Annotated in this window: 15 protein-coding genes; 14 read left to right on the top strand and 1 reads right to left on the bottom strand. The window is 75.6% G+C overall.

Annotated features, from left to right (window positions below):
* The first annotated feature begins 20 nt into the window (after nucleotides 1-20).
* The 6 genes from TK50_RS26550 (at nucleotide 21) to TK50_RS26575 (ending at nucleotide 8,796) form a co-directional block, all read left to right on the top strand.
* The gene (locus TK50_RS26550; protein ID WP_043969400.1) at nucleotides 21-887 is read left to right on the top strand and encodes a hypothetical protein; all 867 of its coding nucleotides are present in this window, start codon (nucleotides 21-23) and stop codon (nucleotides 885-887) included.
* 92 nt (nucleotides 888-979) lie between these two features.
* Nucleotides 980-2,677: a murein biosynthesis integral membrane protein MurJ gene (gene murJ, locus TK50_RS26555; protein WP_043968091.1), complete on the top strand. Its 1,698-nt coding sequence runs from the start codon at nucleotides 980-982 to the stop codon at nucleotides 2,675-2,677.
* A gap of 52 nt (nucleotides 2,678-2,729) precedes the next feature.
* Nucleotides 2,730-3,896 (top strand): glycosyltransferase family 4 protein, encoded by a 1,167-nt coding sequence (locus tag TK50_RS26560; RefSeq protein WP_043969401.1) that lies wholly within the window; start codon nucleotides 2,730-2,732, stop codon nucleotides 3,894-3,896.
* A gap of 23 nt (nucleotides 3,897-3,919) precedes the next feature.
* Nucleotides 3,920-6,250, top strand: a complete 2,331-nt coding sequence (locus TK50_RS26565; protein WP_043969402.1) for a hypothetical protein — start codon at nucleotides 3,920-3,922, stop codon at nucleotides 6,248-6,250.
* A gap of 180 nt (nucleotides 6,251-6,430) precedes the next feature.
* Nucleotides 6,431-8,194, top strand: coding sequence for a CTP synthase (locus TK50_RS26570; RefSeq protein ID WP_043968093.1), 1,764 nt, complete (start codon nucleotides 6,431-6,433; stop codon nucleotides 8,192-8,194).
* Nucleotides 8,191-8,796, top strand: a complete 606-nt coding sequence (locus TK50_RS26575) for an NUDIX domain-containing protein (RefSeq protein ID WP_043968095.1) — start codon at nucleotides 8,191-8,193, stop codon at nucleotides 8,794-8,796. The genes TK50_RS26570 and TK50_RS26575 overlap by 4 nt, the downstream gene beginning before the upstream one ends.
* Before the next feature lie 108 nt (nucleotides 8,797-8,904).
* Here TK50_RS26575 and TK50_RS26580 read toward each other — a convergent pair whose 3' ends face one another.
* Entirely contained in the window at nucleotides 8,905-9,219 is a 315-nt protein-coding gene (locus TK50_RS26580) for a TM2 domain-containing protein (RefSeq protein WP_043968096.1), read from the bottom strand.
* 225 nt (nucleotides 9,220-9,444) lie between these two features.
* Here TK50_RS26580 and ald point away from each other — a divergent pair, with 225 nt between their 5' ends.
* The 8 genes from ald to der all read left to right on the top strand — a co-directional run bounded on the left by ald (nucleotide 9,445) and on the right by der (nucleotide 17,865).
* Entirely contained in the window at nucleotides 9,445-10,560 is a 1,116-nt protein-coding gene (ald, locus tag TK50_RS26585; RefSeq protein ID WP_043968097.1) for an alanine dehydrogenase, read from the top strand.
* Complete coding sequence (locus tag TK50_RS26590) at nucleotides 10,557-11,564, top strand: site-specific tyrosine recombinase XerD (protein ID WP_043969403.1); 1,008 nt, start codon at nucleotides 10,557-10,559, stop codon at nucleotides 11,562-11,564. Before ald ends, TK50_RS26590 begins: the two co-directional genes overlap by 4 nt.
* A 209-nt stretch (nucleotides 11,565-11,773) precedes the next feature.
* Nucleotides 11,774-12,697, top strand: coding sequence for a ParA family protein (locus TK50_RS26595; RefSeq protein ID WP_043968099.1), 924 nt, complete (start codon nucleotides 11,774-11,776; stop codon nucleotides 12,695-12,697).
* A gap of 178 nt (nucleotides 12,698-12,875) precedes the next feature.
* Nucleotides 12,876-13,892, top strand: a complete 1,017-nt coding sequence (locus TK50_RS26600) for a segregation and condensation protein A (protein ID WP_082106843.1) — start codon at nucleotides 12,876-12,878, stop codon at nucleotides 13,890-13,892.
* Nucleotides 13,885-14,838 carry an SMC-Scp complex subunit ScpB gene (gene scpB / locus TK50_RS26605; RefSeq protein ID WP_144420397.1) on the top strand — a complete coding sequence of 318 codons (954 nt, stop codon included), beginning with the start codon at nucleotides 13,885-13,887 and terminating at the stop codon, nucleotides 14,836-14,838. The genes TK50_RS26600 and scpB overlap by 8 nt, the downstream gene beginning before the upstream one ends.
* Complete coding sequence (locus TK50_RS26610; RefSeq protein WP_043968101.1) at nucleotides 14,825-15,595, top strand: pseudouridine synthase; 771 nt, start codon at nucleotides 14,825-14,827, stop codon at nucleotides 15,593-15,595. Before scpB ends, TK50_RS26610 begins: the two co-directional genes overlap by 14 nt.
* 189 nt (nucleotides 15,596-15,784) lie before the next feature.
* Nucleotides 15,785-16,465 (top strand): (d)CMP kinase, encoded by a 681-nt coding sequence (gene cmk, locus TK50_RS26615; RefSeq protein WP_043968103.1) that lies wholly within the window; start codon nucleotides 15,785-15,787, stop codon nucleotides 16,463-16,465.
* Nucleotides 16,462-17,865: a ribosome biogenesis GTPase Der gene (gene der, locus TK50_RS26620; RefSeq protein WP_043968105.1), complete on the top strand. Its 1,404-nt coding sequence runs from the start codon at nucleotides 16,462-16,464 to the stop codon at nucleotides 17,863-17,865. Before cmk ends, der begins: the two co-directional genes overlap by 4 nt.
* The last annotated feature ends 155 nt before the right edge of the window (nucleotides 17,866-18,020 follow it).

An 18,020-nucleotide genomic window follows, 5' to 3' on the forward strand; every position in this document is an offset into this window, starting at 1 on the left:
GTACCGAACGGGGTGACCGCGTGAGCCTGCTGGGCCGCCTGCTGATCGTCGGGGCCGGTGCCGCCGCCGCCCGGTACGCGCTGCGCGAGGTGCGTACCTCGCCGGCCGCCCCGGCGCTGGAGCGCACCAACTTCCGGGGCCGCACCGTGACCCTCGCCGCCGGGCCGGCGCTCGCCGCCGGTGCCGCCGCGGCCGGGGCGTTCGGCGCGTCCAGCGCCCCCGCCGGTGCCGCCGCGCTCGTGGCCGGCGTGGGCGGGGGAGCGGTCGGGGTCTACGACGACGTGGTGGGCGCCCGGCCCGAGCAGAAGGCCGCCAAGGGCTTCGCCGGGCACCTCGCCGCCCTGCGTGAGGGCCGGGTCACCGCCGGGCTCGTCAAGATCGTCGGGGTGGGCGCGGCGGGGCTGGCCGCGTCGGCGCTGCTCGCCGCCGACCGGGCCGTCGCCGCCCACCCCCGCCGCCAGCGGCACGGCGCGGTGGGCCGCACCGCCGACGTGCTCCTCGGCGCCGGGGTGATCGCCGGCACCGCCAACCTGCTCAACCTGCTGGACCTGCGGCCGGGGCGGGCGCTGAAGTCCGCGCTGCTGCTCGGCGCGCCGCTGACCGGGGGCCCGCACGGTGGGATCGCCGCCGGGGCGGTGGGCGCCGCCGCCGGCCTGCTCGCCGACGACCTCGACGAGCAGGTGATGGTCGGCGACGGCGGGGCCAACGCGATCGGCGCGGTGCTCGGGGTGGCCCTCGCCGCCCGCACCGGGCCGCTGGGCCGGGCCGGCCTGCTCGCCGTGCTCGCCGGGCTCACCGCCGCCAGCGAGAAGGTCAGCTTCACCCAGGTCATCCAGGCCACCCCGGGCCTGCGCGAGCTGGACGCGCTGGGCCGGCGCACCGACTGACGTGCGCCCGGTGCCCATGAGCCCGGCAATGCCGGCGCGGCGAACGGCCGACGTGCGGGCCGCCGCGACCGACGGGAAGGCCCCCTGCTGACGTGAAGAACCCGGCACCCCTCGCCGGCGCCGGCCGGGTGGCCGGGGCGGCCGCCCTCATCGCGGTGCTCACCGTCGTCGCCCGGCTCGCTGGCTTCGGCCGCACGGCCGTGTTCACCTGGGTGGTGGAGCGCAGCGACCTCGGCGGCATGTACGTGGTCGCCAACATCGCGCCGAACATCATCTTCGAGATCGTCGCCGGTGGGGCGCTGGCCAGCCTGGTGGTGCCGCTGCTGGCCGGCCCGGTCGCGGCGGGCGACCGGCGGGCCGTCGGCGCGACCACCGGCGCCCTGCTGACCTGGACGCTGACCCTGCTGGTGCCCCTCGCGGCGCTGGTGGCGCTGCTGGCCGGGCCGATCGTCGAGGCGCTCAGCTCCGGCCGCAGCCCCGCCGAGCTGGCCGCCGGGGCGCGCATGCTGCGGATCTTCGCCCCTCAGCTGCCGCTCTACGGCATCGGGATCGTGCTCACCGGCGTCCTGCAGGCACACCGCCGCTTCGCCTGGCCCGTCATCGCCCCGCTGCTGTCCAGCCTCACCGTGATCGTGGTCTACCTGACCTTCGGCGGCGTCGAGGGCCGGGGGGCCAGCATCGCCGGGGTGAGCCGGGGCGGCGAGCTGATCCTGACCGGCGGCACCACCCTCGGCGTGGTCGTGCTGTCGCTGTCGCTGCTGATCCCGCTGCGCCGGCTCGGCCTGCGGCTGCGCTTCGGGTACGCGTTCGACGCCGACGCCCGCGCCCGGGTCGGCGGACTCGCGGCGGCCGGGGCGGTCACCGTCGCCGCCCAGCAGCTCGCCCTCGCCGTGGTCGTCAAGAGCGCCTCCGGCGGCCCCACCGGCTCCCCGCAGGTGTTCAACCTGGCCCAGACGATGTACCTGCTGCCCTGGGCGGTGCTCGCCGTGCCGTTGGCGGTCGCCGCGTACCCGACCCTGGCGGCGGCGTCGGCGGCCGGCGACGAACGGGCGTACCGGGACACCCTCGCCGCCACGACCCGGGGGGTGCTGTTGTTCAGCTGCCTCGGCGCGGCGGCCCTCGCCGGCACCGCCGCCCCGGTCGCCGCGTTCTTCTACCCCGACGACCCGGCCCCGGTGGCCGCCGCGATCGCCGGCTTCGCCCCCGGCCTGCTCGGCTACGGGCTGTTCGCGGTGCTCTCCCGCGCCCTGTACGCCCGCGGCGACACCCGGCCGGCCACCGTGGCCATCACCGTCGGCTGGCTGGCGGTGCCGCTGGCCGTCCTCCCCCTCGCCGCGCTGCTGCCCCGCGCCGACCGGGTGCTCGCGGTGACCCTGGCCAACTCCGCCGGCATGCTGCTGCTCGGTGTCCTGCTGGTCGTCGCGGCGCGCCGCGCGGCGGGACCTGCCGCGCTGGCCGGGGCGGCCCGCGCGGGGGCGGCGGGGCTGCTCGGCGGGGCGCTCGCGGCGCTCGCCGGGGCGGCCACCGCGCATGCCCTGGCCGGGGCCGGGGCCGGCACCCCGACGACACTCGCGGCCCTCGTGCAGGGCATGCTGTCTGCAGCCGTGGTCGGGGTCGTGTTCCTCGCCGTGGCGTACCTGGCCGACCGGCGGGACGTGCGGCCGCTGCTCGCCGCCGTGGGTCGCCGGTTGCCCGGTGCGCTGCGGCGCGGCGGGCGCTCCGGTGGGCCCCGGCAGCAGGACGTGGTCGGTCCGGAACGGGGCGACGGGAAGGAGACGGTGTCCGGGTGAGCGGGACGACGGGCGGCCGACCGGGGGTGGCGGTGGACCGGAGGTGGTCGCGGTGACGGGCGCGACACCGGCACCCGGGCGGCACGGCACCGTGGCGCTGTTGCTCGCCTCCAGCACCGGCGGCGTCGGCCAACACGTCCGTTCCGTCGCCCGGGGCCTCGCCGCGGCGGGCCGCGCCGTGCTGGTCTGCGGGCCCGCCGCCACCGAGGAGCAGTTCGACTTCACCGGCGCCGGCGCCCGCTTCCAGCCCGTCGAGATCCCGGCCAGCCCGACTCCCGCCGACGCCCGGGCCGTGGCCGCGCTGCGCCGCGCGCTGGCCGCCGAACCGGTCGCGGTCGTGCACGCGCACGGGCTGCGCGCCGGGCTCGTCGCCGTCCTGGCCCGGCCGGCGGCCCCGGTCGTGGTCACCTGGCACAACGCGGTGCTCGCCCGGGGGTTGCGCGGCGGGCTGTCCCGGCTGGCCGAGCGGTTCGTCGCCCGGGGCGCCCGGGTCGCCCTCGGCGCCAGCGCCGACCTGGTCGGGCGCGCCGCCGCCCTCGGCGCCGCCGACGCCCGGCTGGCCCCGGTCGCCGCGCCGGCGCTGCCCGCGCCACGTCGCCGCCGGTCCGCCGTCCGCGCCGAGTTCGCGGTCGCCGCCGGCCAGCCGCTGATCCTCTCCGTGGGCCGACTGCACCCCCAGAAGCGGTACGACGTGCTGGTCGACGCCGCCGCCCGGTGGCGCGGCCGGACCCCGCCGCCGGTCGTGGTGATCGCCGGCAGCGGCCCGGCGTACCTGCCCCTCGCCGCCCGGATCTCCGCCGCGCGGGCCCCGGTCACCCTGCTCGGGCACCGCACCGACGTGGCCGACCTGCTCGCCGGCGCGGACCTTGCCGTGGTGACCAGCGACTGGGAGGCCCGCCAGTTGTTCGCGCAGGAGGCGCTGCGGGCCGGCGTACCGCTGATCGCGACCGCCGTCGGCGGCCTGCCGGAGCTGGTCGGCGACGCCGCGGTGCTGGTGCCCCCGGGCGACATCGACGCGGTCGACGCGGCCGTGCGCGCGCTGCTCGACGACGACGACCGGCGGGCCGAGCTGGGCCGGCGCGGTGCCGCGCGGGCGGCGACGTGGCCCACCGAGGCGGACACCGTCGCCCAGCTTGCCGCGCTCTACGCGGAGCTGGCCGGCGACACCAGCGGTCCGGCCGCCCCCGGCGCGGACGCCCCGTCGACGGGACGCCGGTGATGCTGCGCGCACTGAAACCGGTGCTGCTGCGCAGGCTGCCGCCGGTCCTGCTGACCCTGCTCGTCGTGGTGCTGGGGGTGACCGCGCTCGCCGCCCGGCCCGCCACCGAGACGCCCCGACGCACCGCCGACTTCGTGGTGCTCGTCGGGGTGGCCGGCCTGCGCTGGGACGACGTCGACCCGCAGACCACCCCGACGCTGTGGCGGATGGCCCAGCAGGGCTCGATCGGCTCCCTGTCGGTGCGTTCCGCCCACCGGCCCACCTGCCCCGTCGACGGCTGGCTGACCCTGGGCGCCGGCAACTTCGCCGCCTGGAACGGCAGCCGGGGCGGCGGCGTGTGCCCGCCGGCCGGGGTGACGGTCGAGCAGCCCGACGGCATCGGCGCGAACCTGCCCGACCAGGAGAGCGTCGTGCAGCACAACCAGCAGCGCCTGCCCTGGGGCGCGGTGCCCGGTGCGCTGGCGGAGTCGGTGCGCTGCTCGGTCGCCGTCGGCCCCGGCGCGGCGGTGGCCGCCGCCCGCCCGTTCGGCCGCGTCGACCGGTACGCTGCGGCGCTGCCCGACGACCCGGCCCCGCTGCTCGGCTCCTGCGTGCTGAGCGTCGTCGACCTCGGCACCGTCGCCGGCGACGACCGTTCGGCCCGGGCCGAGCAGGCCCGCCGGGCCGACGCCGACCTGGCCCGGGTCCTCGCCGGCCGGCCCCCGCGCTCCCTGGTGCTGGTCGCCGGGATCTCCGACACCGACCTGCCGTCGCGGCTGCACGTCGCCGTCGCCGACGGGCCGGGCTGGGAACGGGGCTGGCTCACCTCGCCGACCACCGGCCGGGAGGGATACCTGCAACTGGTCGACCTCGCGCCGACCGCGCTCGCCGCGCTGGGCCGGCCGATGCCGGAACGGCTGTTCCTCGGCCGACCCGCCCTCTCCGTCGGCGGCCGCCCGGCGGACCTGCCCACCGCGATCGCCGCGCCGGCCGACGCCGACCGGGAGGCCGCCGCCCAGCAGCGGGTCGCCGGCTGGTTCTTCGCCCTGCTCGCCGGCGCGCAGGTGCTGCTGGCCGTGGCGGTGCTGCCGCTGCTGCGCCGCGCCCGCCGCCACGCCGGGCCCGTCGGCCCGGCGCCGGTGCCCCGGCGGGTGGTGGCCGTGGTCGAACTGCTGCTGATCGCCGCCGCCCTCGCGGTGCCGGCGGCCCTGCTCGCCGACGTGGTGCCGTGGTGGCGCGGCGACCACGCCGGCTGGTGGTTCGCCGCGACCACCGTGCTGCTGCTGGTCGGGGCGACCGCCGCCGTGCGGTTCGCCCCCGGGCACGACGCGACGCTCGGGCCGCTGGGCGCGGTCGCCGGCCTGGCCACCCTCGTGGTCGCCGCCGACGTGCTCACCGGCGCCCGGTTGCAGCTCAACGGGGTGACCGGCTACTCGGCGCTGGAGGGCGGCCGGTTCTCCGGCCTGGGCACCGTCGGGCTCGGCGTGTTCGCCGCCGGGTCGCTGCTGTGCGCCGGCTGGCTGGCCCAGCGGGTCCACCGCCGGTGGCGGCCCATGGTCGTCGTCGCCGTCGGCGGGGCCGCCGTGGTGGTGGTCGGCAGCCCCTACCTCGGCGCGGACTCCATCGGCGCGATCGCGCTGACGGCCGGGGTGAGCGTGGCCGCCGCGATCAGCACCGGCGGCTGGCTGACGGTCAGCCGGCTGGTCTGGGCGGGCATGGCGGGGCTGGCGGTCACGATCGGCTTCGCGGTGCTCGACCTGCGCCGGCCGGCGACCGAGCGGGGCAGCCTCGGCCGGTTCCTGGCCGCCCTCGGCGACGGCACCGGCGGGCTGACCGTCCACCGGTCCAGCACGGCCAACTTCGAGACCCTGGTCAACAGCCCGCTCACGGTGCTGGCCCTGGCCGGTGCCCTGCTGGTCTGGTTCGCGCTGCTCCAGCCGTGGGGCGGGCTGATGCGGCTGTTCGGCATCTACCCGGCGATGCGGGCCGCGATGGCCGGCACGGGCGTGGCCGCCGGCCTCGGCGGGCTGCTCGGCGGCTCCGCGCTCGACGTGGCCGGCGCCGCCGGCGCGCTGGTGGTGCCGATGGCGGCGCTCGCGGCGCTGCGGGTGCTCGACCACTCCACCGACCGGACCCAGCCGGGCGACGGCGGCCCCGCCAACGGCCGGCTCGGCGTCGCCCCGCCGGGTGGCCCGGACCGTCCCGACGCCGACGCCGGGACCGGGGCCGGCGAGCAGACGTCGACCGGCGACGCGCCCGCGTCGCCGCCCGCCGACCCGCCCCCCGCCGACGGGGTCGCGGGCGGCGGCGGGGACGCGCCGGACCGGGCCACCGGGCGGGCCGCCCGCGCATCGACGGGGGTCGCGACGGCCTGACCTGGTGCGCCGCCCGGCCGGGCGACCTCGGGTGCGGCCTGCGGACCCGGCCAGGGGAGGTGTTACCGTGGAGTCCCGTGGATCGCGTGATCACTTGGCCCGCAGCCGGCACGGCCGGTTGTTCGGCACTGATCGGCACGACGGTCTGCACGACCGCGACGGACGACACGGGAGCAGGCCTTGGCCCCTTCAGCACGGACGACCAGGCACATTTTCGTCACCGGGGGCGTCGCCTCCTCGTTGGGTAAGGGCCTCACCGCCTCCAGCCTCGGCAACCTCCTCTCGGCCCGCGGGCTGCGCGTGGTGATGCAGAAGCTGGACCCGTACCTCAACGTCGACCCGGGGACGATGAACCCGTTCCAGCACGGCGAGGTCTTCATCACCGAGGACGGCGCCGAGACCGACCTCGACGTCGGGCACTACGAGCGTTTCCTCGACCGGGACCTGTCCGGCAAGGCGAACGTCACCACCGGCCAGATCTACTCGGACGTGATCGCGAAGGAGCGGCGCGGCGAATACCTGGGCGACACCGTCCAGGTGATTCCGCACATCACCAACGAGATCAAGGCCCGCATCCTCGGCATGGCCGACCCGGACGCCGAGGGCCAGATCCCCGACGTGGTGATCACCGAGGTCGGCGGCACCGTCGGCGACATCGAGTCGCTGCCGTTCCTGGAGGCGATCCGCCAGGTCCGCCACGACCTGGGCCGGGACAACTGCTTCTACCTGCACGTCTCCCTGGTGCCCTACCTGGCCCCGTCGGGCGAGCTGAAGACCAAGCCCACCCAGCACTCGGTGGCGCAGCTGCGCAGCATCGGCATCCAGCCCGACGCGCTGGTGCTGCGCTGCGACCGGGAGATCCCGGAGAAGGTCAAGGTCAAGCTGTCGCTCTACTGCGACGTCGACACCGAGGCGGTCGTCGCCGCCCCCGACGCCCCGAGCATCTACGACATCCCGAAGGTGCTGCACCGCGAGGGCCTCGACGCGTACGTGGTGCGCCGCCTCGGCCTGTCCTTCCGCGACGTGGACTGGGCCAGCTGGGACGACCTGCTCGACCGGGTCCACCAGCCCCGGCACACCGTCACCGTGGCGGTGGTCGGCAAGTACGTCGACCTGCCCGACGCGTACCTGTCGGTCAGCGAGGCGATCCGGGCCGCCGGGTTCGGCCACCGGGCCCGGGTGCAGCTGCGCTGGGTGCCCAGCGACGACTGCGTCACCCCGGCCGGCGCGGCGGCGGCCCTGGCCGGCGTGGACGGCATCGTCATCCCCGGCGGCTTCGGCGTACGCGGCATCGAGGGCAAGATCGGCACGGCCCGGTACGCCCGGGAGAACGGCGTACCGCTGCTCGGCCTCTGCCTCGGCCTGCAGTGCATGACCATCGAGGTGGCCCGGCACCTGGCCGGCCTGCACGGGGCCAACTCCCTGGAGTTCGACGAGGAGGCCACCCACCCGGTCATCGCCACCATGGCCGACCAGGAGGACATCGTCGCCGGCCGGGGCGACCTGGGCGGCACCATGCGGCTGGGCGCGTACCCGGCGAAGCTGGCCGGGGGGTCGATCGTCGCCGAGGCGTACGGCGCCACCGAGGTCAGCGAGCGGCACCGGCACCGGTACGAGGTGAACAACGCCTACCGCGACCAGCTCACCAAGGCGGGGCTGCACATCTCCGGCACCTCCCCGGACGGCCGGCTCGTCGAGTTCGTCGAGCTGGACCGCGACCTGCACCCGTTCTTCGTGGCCACCCAGGCGCACCCCGAGCTGAAGAGCCGCCCGACGCGGCCGCACCCGCTGTTCGCGGCGTTCGTGAAGGCCGCCGTCGCCTACTCCGAGGCCGACCAGCTCCCGGTCGACCTGGACGCCCTCGACGGCGCGGCGGAGGCGGCGGGCAGGGCCGAGCACAACGGCGGCGCGGCCGCCGGGCGCGAGACGGCGTCGGCGTCGTGAGCGCCGTCGAGCACCGCTACGAGGTGACCGACCGGCGGGAACGCTACGCCGGGCGGATCTTCTCCGTGGCCACCGACGAGGTCACCATGCCCGGCGGGGGCACCGCCGCCCGCGACTACGTCCGGCACGTCGGCGCGGTCGCCGTCGTGGCCCTCGACGACGCCGGCCAGGTGGTGCTCATCCGCCAGTACCGGCACCCGGTCGGCCGGCACCTGTGGGAGCTGCCCGCCGGGCTGATGGACGTCTCCGGCGAGGACCTGGCCGCCGCCGCGGCCCGGGAACTGGCCGAGGAGGCCGACCTCACCGCCGGCACCATCGACGTGCTGGTCGACCTGCACAGCTCGCCCGGCTTCTCCAACGAGGTCGTGCGGGTGTTCCTGGCCCGGGACCTCGCCGACGTGCCGGCCGGGCAGCGCCACGAGCGCAGCGAGGAGGAGGCCGACCTCCAGGTCGTCCGGGTCGACCTCGACGAGGCGGTGCGGATGGTGCTGGCCGGGGAGATCACCAACGCCTCCGCCGTGGCGGGGCTGCTCGCCGCCGCCCGCGTCCGGGACGTCGGCTGGTCGGCGCTGCGCCGCCCGGACGCGCCGCTGCCGCGCTGAGGCGAGCCGGCCGGCTGCCCGACGGTGGCCCGCGCCGGCCGGCGGACGGAACGTGACGGGAAGGGGCCGTGCGGCGCGCCGCACGGCCCCTTCGAGACGAGGTGGAGATCAGTCGCGCAGCGGGCGGCCCTGCCCGTCGACGCCGCCGTTGACCAGGATCAGGATGCCGTCGATGGTGCCCCAGAGGGCGCCGAAGCCGCAGGTGACCAGGGTCACCACGAGCTGGAGCACGCCGGTCTTGGTGTCGCCCATGTAGAACCGCCCGACGCCGAAGCCGCCGAGGAGGATGCCGAGTACACCCGCGACGACCTTGCTCTTGTCGGAGACGCCCTGCGGGTACTGCTGGTAAGGAGTGGTCATGGGGCGAAACCATAGTGATCGACTCGCGTCCTGTCCGCAGCGGCACCCCACCGGTGGGACGATGGGAGGCGAACACTGGCGGAACGGCTGATCCGCTCTCCACCGCCGGCCCCATCGATGCCTGACACATCGTCAGCACCCCCGGGCACGGGATGGCACAGTGTCGGCGCCGCGAAACGGGCGGCCCGCCTAGACTGCCGCCGGCGGGACGGTGGACCGCGGCGGCAACGGAGCCTCCGCGCACCGGGCGGTCGGGGCGGGTCGGCCCCGGAGAGAGGTGTCTGCATCGTGAAGGTCGGAATCCCTCGCGAGGTCAAGAACCACGAATACCGCGTGGCCATCACGCCCGCGGGCGTCAACGAGTTCACCCGCAGCGGCCACCAGGTCTTCGTCGAGTCCGGCGCCGGAGTCGGGTCGAGCATCACCGACGAGGAGTTCGCCGCGGCCGGCGCGAAGATCCTGGCGACCGCCGACGAGGTGTGGGACACCGCCGAACTGGTGCTCAAGGTCAAGGAGCCGGTCGCCGAGGAATACCACCGCATGCGCGCCGGGCAGGTGCTCTTCACCTACCTGCACCTGGCCGCGTCCAAGGCGTGCACCGACGCGCTGGTCGACCGGGGGGTCACCGGCATCGCGTACGAGACCGTGGAGCTGCCCGACCGGTCGCTGCCGCTGCTCGCCCCGATGTCCGAGGTGGCCGGCCGGCTCGCCCCGCAGGTCGGCGCGTACCACCTGCAGCGGCAGGGCGGCGGGCGCGGCATCCTGATGGGCGGCGTCTCCGGCGTGTACGCGGCGAAGACCGTGGTCATCGGCGCGGGCGTGTCCGGCATGAACGCCGCCGCGATCGCGCTCGGCCTGCAGGCCGAGGTGCTGCTGCTGGACAAGAACGTGGCCCGGCTGCGCCAGGCCGACGCCATCTACCGCGGCCACCTGCAGACGGTCGCCTCCAACGCGTACGAGATCGAGCGGGCCGTGCTCGACGCGGACCTGGTCATCGGCGCGGTCCTCGTCCCCGGGGCGAAGGCCCCGACCCTGATCTCCAACGAGCTGGTCTCCCGGATGAAGCCGGGCAGCGTGCTCGTCGACATCTCCATCGACCAGGGTGGCTGCTTCGAGGACTCGCGGCCCACCACGCACGCCGAGCCGACCTACCAGGTGCACAACTCGATCTTCTACTGCGTGGCGAACATGCCCGGCGCGGTGCCGCACACCAGCACCTACGCGCTGACCAACGTGACCCTCCCGTACGCCCTGGAGCTGGCCAACCACGGCTGGCGCGAGGCCCTGCGCCGCGACCCGGCCCTGGCGCTGGGCCTGAACACCCACGACGGGCAGGTCGTCTACGGGCCGGTCGCCGAGGCGCACGGCATGCCCACCCTGCCGCTGGCCGAGGTGCTGGCCTGACCGGGCAGCGCAGCGGGGCACCGGACGGGGCCGGCGCGGAACCTTCGCCGGCCCTGCGCCGGGCCCTGCGCGGCTACCTCGACCACCTCACCGTCGAGCGTGGCCTGTCCGCGAACACCCTCGCCTCGTACCGCCGGGACCTGGACCGCTACCTCGCCACCCTGGCCGCCGCCGGGATCGCCGACCTCGCCACCGTCGGGGCGGGCGTCGTCGAGGCGCACCTGGCCCGGCTGCGCGCCGGCGACGACGACCACCCGCCCCTGGCGGTCTCCTCCGCCGCCCGGGCCGCGTCGGCCGTGCGCGGGCTGCACCGCTTCGCCCTGCGCGAGGGGCTGGCCGGCGCCGACCCGAGCCGCGACGTCCGGCCGCCCGCCCCGCCGCGCCGGCTGCCCCGGGCGCTCCCCGTCGACGCGGTCGTGCGGCTGCTGGAGACCGCCGGCCCGGTGACCGCCACCGGCGACGGCGCGCCCCTCGCGCTGCGCGACCGGGCGCTGCTGGAGTTCCTGTACGGCACCGGCGCGCGGATCTCCGAGGCCGTCGGCGCGGCGATCGACGACCTCGACGGCCTCGACAGCGGCGAGGCGGCGGTGCTGCTGCGCGGCAAGGGCGGCCGGACCCGCCTCGTGCCGGTCGGCGGGTACGCCGTCGAGGCGCTGCGCGCCTGGCTGGTGCGCGGCCGACCGGCCCTGGTGGCCGCCGGCCGGGGCACCCCGGCGGTGTTCGTCAACGCGCGCGGGGGCGCGCTGACCCGGCAGGGCGCGTGGACGATCCTGCGGCGGGCCGCCGAACGGGCCGGGCTGCCGGTGGACGGGGCGAACGCCGTCTCCCCGCACACCCTGCGCCACTCGTACGCCACCCACCTGCTCGACGGCGGGGCCGACGTGCGGGTGGTGCAGGAACTGCTCGGCCACGCCTCGGTGACCACCACCCAGGTCTACACGCTGGTCACCGTGGAGCGACTGCGCGAGGTGTACGCCACCGCCCACCCCCGCGCCCGCGGCTGACCGAGGGACGCGTCGACCGGCCCCGCCCACCGGGACCGGCCGGTCGGGGCCGACACGCCGTACCGGTGCCGAACGCCCTGCTGACCGGTGGCGTACAGTCGGCATGGCGCGGACCTTGCGGGGCGACAGGACCGGGGTGCGCAGCGGCGCCGCGAGGGACGTCGGACGGCTCCGACGCCAGGTGGTCGTCGGGAGGGGGCAACGAGGACATGGCTGGCAACGGTGACCGTGCCGAGACCTGGACGACGGAGCTCCGCGAGCAGCAGGCCACGCTCGGGGCGGACCTCGGGCCGGCGGACCCGGCGGCCTACACGATGCGCAAGCCGATCCCCGAGCCGATGCCCACCGACCGGCACGGGCCGGCCCGGATCATCGCGATGGCCAACCAGAAGGGCGGCGTCGGCAAGACCACCACCACGATCAACCTGGGCGCGGCGCTCGCGGAATACGGCCGCAAGGTGCTGCTGGTCGACTTCGACCCGCAGGGCGCGCTCTCCGTGGGCCTCGGCGTCAACCCGCACAACCTCGACCTGTCGGTCTACAACCTGCTCATGCAGGACGACGTCACCGCCGAGGACGTCCTGATCAAGACGGACGTGGCGGGGCTGCACCTGCTGCCGGCCAACATCGACCTCTCCGCCGCCGAGATACAGCTCGTCAACGAGGTCGCCCGGGAGATGGCCCTCGCCCGGGTGCTCAGGTCGATCCGCAAGGAATACGACTACATCCTCATCGACTGCCAGCCCTCCCTCGGCCTGCTGGCGATCAACGCGCTGACCGTCGCGCACGGCGTGCTCATCCCCCTGGAGTGCGAGTTCTTCAGCCTGCGGGGCGTGGCCCTGCTGCTGGACACGATCGACAAGGTGCGCGAGCGGCTCAACTTCGACCTTGAGCTGGAGGGCATCCTCGCCACCATGTACGACAGCCGCACCACCCACTGCCGGCAGGTGCTCCAGCGGGTGGTCGAGGCGTTCGGCGACAAGGTCTACCAGACGGTGATCACCAAGACGGTGAAGTTCCCCGAGTCGACGGTGGCCGGGGCGCCCATCACCACCCTCGACCCGGCGTCGTCGGGTGCCCGCAACTACCGGCAGCTCGCCCGCGAGGTGATCGCCGCGCAGGCGGAGCGGTAGGCCGGGTGGCCCGTCGTCGGCGCGCGCGTCCCCGGCCGGGTACGCACCAGCGGTCGGCGGCCGCGCGCCGCCGGGGTGGCCTTGTTGTCGTCCGGGGCGGCCTTGTCGCCCGGGGTGACCTCGTCGTCCGGGGCGGCCTTGTCGTCGCGGTGCCCGGGGCGTGGACTACGGTCGTCCGGTGACCGCGCCGCCCCTGGACCCGCCCGCCGCACCGCCGCCCCCTGTGGCCGGTTCCGGTGGCGTGGCAGGTGGCGGTGATGCTGGCGTGGCCGGTGGCGGCGGCCCGGCCGGCGACGGCGCGGGCGGGGAGTCCACCGGGTTCACCGTCCGGCTGGACAACTTCACCGGCCCGTTCGACCTGCTGCTCCAGCTCATCAGCAAGCACAAGCTGGACGTCACCGAGGTCGCCCTGCACCGGGTCACCGACGAGTTCATCGCCTACCTGCGGGCCATGGGCGACCAGTGGGACCTGGACGAGACCAGCGAGTTCCTGCTGGTCGCCGCCACCCTGCTGGACCTGAAGGCGGCGCGGCTGCTGCCCACCGCCGAGGTCGAGGACGAGGAGGACCTGGCGCTGCTGGAGGCGCGGGACCTGCTCTTCGCCCGGCTGCTGCAGTACAAGGCGTTCAAGGAGGCCGCCGCGCACATCGCCGAGCTGGAGGCGGTCGGCGGCCGGCGCTACCCCCGGGCGGTGACCCTCGAGGCCCGCTACGCCGAGGCGCTGCCCGACCTGGTGCTCGGCATCGGTCCCGAGCGGCTGCTGAAGCTGGCGGTCAGGGCGATGACGCCGAAGCCGGTGCCCGAGGTGTCCATCGCGCACGTGCACCTGGTCCGGGTCAGCGTCCGGGAACACGCCGGGATCATCGCCGAGCGGCTGCGCCGGGCCGGCGTCGCCACGTTCTCCCTGCTCTGCGCCGACTGCGAGGCCACCCTGGAGGTGGTGGCCCGGTTCCTGGCGCTGCTGGAGCTGTACCGGGAGGGCCTCGTGTCCTTCGTGCAGGAACAGGCCCTGGAGGAGTTGACCGTCCGCTGGACCGGCCCCGCCGACGGCGGCACCGAGCTGCACGTCGACGAGTACGCCGGCGCCCCGCCCGAGCCGGGCACGAGCAACGATACGGACGGCAACGGCGTGGCCGTGGACGGCGAGGCCATGGACGGCGAGGCCATGGACGGCGAGGAGCAGCGCGATGAGTGACGAGGAGCGCCGGGATTCCCTGGCCGACCAGGCCGCCGCCTGGGTCCCGCCCTGGAACCGCCCCCGTCCCCCCGCCCCACCGGAACCCCCCGCCCCGCCGCCGGCCGCCCGGGAAGATCTTGGAAACGAACGGCCCACGGAGGGGCCGGATTCTTCCAAGATCTCCTTGGTGGGGGAGGCGGCGGAGGCCGCCGAGAGGGCCGACGGTGGCGAGGCCGGCGACGGTGGCCAGGCCGGGGACAACGGCACGCCCGGGGTCGAGGCGGGAAACCGGGTCGAGGCGGAAAGCCGGGACCAGGGGGAACGCGCGGGTGCCGGGGAGAGCGGGACCGCGGGGGAGCGGAAGCAGCGGGCCTCGCGGCGGCGGGCCGCTCCCGTACCCCCGCCGGCCCCCGCGCTCGACGACGCGGAACTGCGCGGGGCGCTGGAGGCCATCCTGCTGGTGGTGGACGAGCCCGTCAGCGAGCTGACCCTGGCCCAGGTCCTCGAACAGTCCCCGGAGCGCATCGGCCCGCTGCTCGACGACATCGCGGCCGGCTACACCGCCGCCGGGCACGGCTTCGAGCTGCGCCGGGCGGCTGGCGGCTGGCGGCTCTACACCCGCCCGGAATACGCCACGTACGTGGAGCGGTTCGTGCTGGACGGGCAGTCGGTCCGGCTGACCCAGGCGGCGCTGGAAACCCTCGCCGTGGTCGCGTACCGGCAGCCGGTGACCCGTTCGCGCATCTCGGCCATCCGGGGTGTCAACTGCGACGGGGTGCTCCGTACGCTGGTCTCCCGCGGGCTGGTCGAGGAGTGCGGCGCCGAACCGGACAGCGGCGCCTTCCTCTACCGGACCACCACGATGTTCCTGGAGAAGCTGGGGCTGAACTCGGTCGACGAGTTGCCCCCGCTCGCCCCGTTCCTCCCCGACAACGTAGAAGAGCTTGCCGATGCGACGCGATGACCGTGCCCCCAAGACCGACGCGCCCGTCTTCGAGGGGGCCGAACGCCTCCAGAAGGTGCTGGCCGCCGCCGGCGTGGGATCCCGCCGCGCCTGCGAAGACCTGATCTTCCGCCGCCGGGTCACCGTGAACGGCAAGGTGGCCCAGCTCGGCGACCGGGCCGACCCGACCCGCGACGTCATCTTCGTCGACGGCGAGCGCCTCCAGGCCGACACCCGGCTGGTCTACCTCGCCCTGAACAAGCCGCGCGGGGTCGTCTCCACCATGGCGGACGAGAAGGGCCGCACCGCCCTGTCCGACTTCGTCGGCCACCGGGTGGAGCAGCGGGTCTACCACGTCGGGCGGCTCGACGCCGACAGCGAGGGCCTGCTGCTGCTCACCAACGACGGCAACCTCGCCCACCGGCTCACCCACCCGTCGTACGGGGTGCCGAAGACGTACCTGTGCGAGGTGGCCGGGCCGATCCCACGCAACCTCGGCAAGCGGCTGGCCGCCGGCGTCGAGCTGGAGGACGGCCCCGTCACCGTCGACTCCTTCAAGGTGGTGGACACCCTGGGCAAGACCGCCCAGGTGGAGCTGACCCTGCACGAGGGGCGCAAACACATCGTCCGACGCCTGCTCGCCGAGGTCGGGCACCCGGTGTCGCGCCTCGTGCGTACCTCGATCGGGCCGATCCGCCTCGGCGACCTGCGCGCCGGCCGCACCCGGCGGCTCACCAACGCCGAGGTCGCCGCCCTGTTCAAGGCGGTGGGTGACTGACCCCGTAGGACGGGGTACCCCAACAGGTAGGCTTCCGTGACGTCCCGGACGGGACGCACGGTGGCGTGGGTCGCCACCGACGGCGTCGCGCGCAGCCCCTCGACGGGCCGCGGGCATGATTGACGACGACGACAAACCGCTCGCGACGGGCCGCCGGGCCCCGCGAGGCACGGGCTGAGGAGGATCACGGTGGAGGAAAACGTACGGGCCGGGCGCTGCGTGGTCGCTGTGGACGGGCCGTCCGGTTCGGGTAAGTCCACCGTTTCCCGGCGGCTCGCCGTGAGCCTCGGGGCCCGCTACCTGGACACCGGTGCGATGTACCGGGCGATCACCTGGGCCGTGCTGCGCTCCGGGGTCGACCTGACCGACGCCGAGTCGGTGGGCAAGGTCGCCGCCGAGGTCGACCTGCGCATCGGCACCGACCCCCAGGGGTACGCCGTGACCGCCGACGGCGTGACCGTCGACGCCGAGATCCGGGGCCCCGAGGTCACGGGCGCGGTCTCCGCCGTGGCCGCCGTACCGTCGGTGCGGGCCCTGCTGGTGGCCCGGCAGCGGGAGCTGATCGCGAAGGCCGGCTGGATCGTCGTCGAGGGCCGCGACATCGGTTCGGTCGTCGCCCCCGACGCGGACCTGAAGGTCTACCTGACCGCCTCCGAGGCCGCGCGCGCCCAGCGGCGCAGCGCGGAGGACGCCACCGACGTGGCCGCCACCGCCGCCGACCTGGCCCGTCGCGACCGGCTCGACTCGACCCGCAAGGCCGACCCGTTGCAGCAGGCCGCCGACGCGGTGGTGCTGGACACCACGGAGCTGGGCATCGACCAGGTCGTCGACCGGCTGCGCGCGCTGCTGACCGAGCGGGGCGTGGCGTGACCACAGACGAGGGCTGGGTGGAGCTGCGCGAGCCGGACGCGGACACCGAGGAGCCGACCGGGCCGGTGCCGGTGGTGGCCGTCGTCGGCCGTCCCAACGTCGGCAAGTCCACCCTGGTCAACCGCATCATCGGCCGGCGTCAGGCGGTCGTCGAGGACATCCCCGGGGTGACCCGGGACCGGGTCCCCTACGACGCCCAGTGGTCCGGCCGGGCGTTCACGGTCGTCGACACGGGCGGCTGGGAGCCGGACGCCAAGGACCGCGCCGCGGCGATCGCCGCGCAGGCCGAGATCGCCGTCGCCACCGCCGACGTGGTGCTGTTCGTGGTCGACGCCATGGTCGGCTCCACCGACGTGGACGAGGCCGCCGTCAAGATGCTGCGGCGTAGCGCCAAGCCGGTCATCCTGGTGGCCAACAAGGCCGACAACACCACCATCGAGATGGAGTCGACCTCGCTGTGGTCGCTCGGCCTCGGCGAGCCGCACCCGGTCTCGGCACTGCACGGCCGGGGCTCCGGCGACCTGCTCGACAGGATCCTCCAGGCGCTGCCGGAGGCCCCGACGATCGTGGAGAACCGCCCTCGCGGCCCGCGCCGGGTGGCCCTCGTCGGCCGGCCCAACGTCGGCAAGTCCAGCCTGCTCAACCGGTTCTCCGGCGAGGAGCGGGCGGTCGTGGACTCCGTCGCCGGCACCACCGTCGACCCGGTGGACAGCCTCGTCGAGATCGGCGGGGAGACCTGGCAACTGGTCGACACCGCCGGGCTGCGCAAGCGGGTCGGCAAGGCCAGCGGCACCGAGTACTACGCCAGCCTGCGCACCGCGGGGGCGATCGAGGCCGCCGAGGTGGCCGTGGTGCTGCTCGACTCCAGCGAGCCGATCAGCGAGCAGGACCAGCGGATCCTGTCCATGGTCACCGAGGCCGGTCGGGCCCTGGTCATCGCCTTCAACAAGTGGGACCTCGTCGACGGCGACCGCCGGTACTACCTGGACAAGGAGATCGAGCGCGAGCTGCGCCGCATCCCCTGGGCGCTGCGGATCAACCTGTCGGCCAAGACCGGCCGGGCGGTCGACAAGCTCGCCCCGTCGCTGCGGAAGGCCCTGGCGAGCTGGGAGACCCGGGTGCCCACGGCGCAGCTCAATTCCTGGCTGACCGCCCTGGTGCAGGCCACCCCGCACCCGGTGCGCGGCGGCCGGGCGCCGAAGATCCTCTTCGCCACCCAGGCGGGGGTCGCCCCGCCGCGGTTCGTGCTCTTCACCACCGCGCCACTGGACGCCGGCTACCAGCGGTTCGTCGAGCGCAAGCTCCGCGAGGAGTTCGGCTTCGAGGGCAGCCCGGTGGAGATCTCGGTACGCCCGCGCAAGAAGCTCGGTCCGGGCGGTCGGGGCAAGGCGCACGGCTGACGGCGCACCGCCCCCTGTTCCCCTCGGCCCTGCCTGCTTGCCGTTTTCGCTGATCCACCTGCCGCCGGGTACGCCCGGCCCCGCGTAGCGGGGCCGGGCGTCTGCCCGGTGCCTTGGTGTGCCCGTCTGTGCCTTTGTCTGGCGTGGCGTGCCGT

Origin of the sequence: Micromonospora haikouensis (assembly GCF_000876225.1) — a bacterium.
GTDB classification, from domain to species: domain Bacteria; phylum Actinomycetota; class Actinomycetes; order Mycobacteriales; family Micromonosporaceae; genus Micromonospora; species Micromonospora haikouensis.